We start from the raw sequence: 1240 nt of genomic DNA on the forward strand, positions 1-1240 counted from the left end.
CTCGCGTGCGGTCAGCTGGTCACGCTGCTGTTGTACGGAATCGTCGTCATCGGACAGGGAATCGCGCAAAATCTTCATCGCATACTGGTGTCCGCCGTCATCGCGTACGCGCCACACTGATCCCATTGCCCCCGAACCAAGCCGGGATATCAATGTGTAGCCGCCAACCAGGCTGCCTGATTCCAGATTCGCTGCGCTTAAGTCGCTCATGCCACCCATGGTACTTGGCGTGCAGATTATGCGCGCGAATCGACAGGCTGGGTGAATCGCTGCGCGTCATGCGGTGAAGTCTGATGAAATCGAATCACCGACATGAGGGAGTGTCTTCACGTACGTGTCCCACTCCAGCGAATCCATGAGATGCGGGGCAGTGTCAAATGGTTTCGTGGTTCCGATAAAGGCATTGGAGCCGATGTGTCGTTTGGTTATGAGAATCAAGGAGGAGGCAGACCATGCTGCAAATCAACATGGCTGATGTCATGAACGTCATCGGTTCATTGACACCGTATCTGATTGCGATCGGCGTGCTGTTCGTGCTCGCGCTGATCATCACCTTCGCCGTCAACAAGAAGACGGTCAAGGACGTGGCGACCCGTAAGATCGTTCATTCCGAATCCTGGCTGGTGGCGCTGGTAGGCATCATCGTGGCCGTGTCCATGATGTTGACCGGCCCGCTTTCCACGCTGCTCAACAATGCGACCATCACCAAGTACACGCTGTCCGACACCACGGTTTCCAAGGCCAACGAGCTGGCCAAGGACGTGCAGTCGGAGGCGGTCACCCTGTTGAAGAACGACGATTCCAACCTGCCGTTGTCCGGCAAGAAGGTCAACGTGTTCGGCTGGGGTTCCACCAATCCGGTCTACGGCGGCACTGGCTCCGGCTCCATGTCGAAGCAGTACAAGACCGTCTCCCTGCTTGATGGCATGAAGCAGGCCGGCCTCAAGACCAACACGGAGCTGAGCAAGCTGTACACGGACTACCGCAAGGACCGTCCGGAGGTCGGCATGTTCGCTCAGGATTGGACCCTGCCTGAGGTTCCGGCCAAGCAGTACTCCGATTCGTTGATTTCCGATGCGAAGTCCTTCTCCGACGAGGCAGTGGTCGTGCTGACCCGCGTCGGCGGCGAGGGCGCGGACCTGCCGACGGACATGAAGGCCGACGGCATCACCTACAAGAACAATTCCAAGGACTACGAGGACTTCCAGAAGGGCGAGAGCTTCCTGCAGTTGTCGAAGAC

The 1240-nt window shown here is 57.7% G+C and carries 1 protein-coding gene and 1 pseudogene; one reads left to right on the forward strand and one right to left on the reverse strand.

The genetic code is table 11. The annotated features are described in order from the left end of the window. Positions 1–219: pseudogene (locus tag ACR0P8_RS09920) on the reverse strand (serine/threonine protein kinase); the annotation flags it as partial. Positions 220–452: 233 nt separating this feature from the next. Here ACR0P8_RS09920 and ACR0P8_RS09925 point away from each other — a divergent pair. After that, the coding region (locus ACR0P8_RS09925; RefSeq protein ID WP_432624879.1) for a glycoside hydrolase family 3 C-terminal domain-containing protein at positions 453–1240 on the forward strand (788 nt) is incomplete at its 3' end.

It is taken from the genome of Bifidobacterium sp., from assembly GCF_050874245.1.
In the GTDB taxonomy this organism is placed as follows: Bacteria; Actinomycetota; Actinomycetes; order Actinomycetales; family Bifidobacteriaceae; genus Bifidobacterium.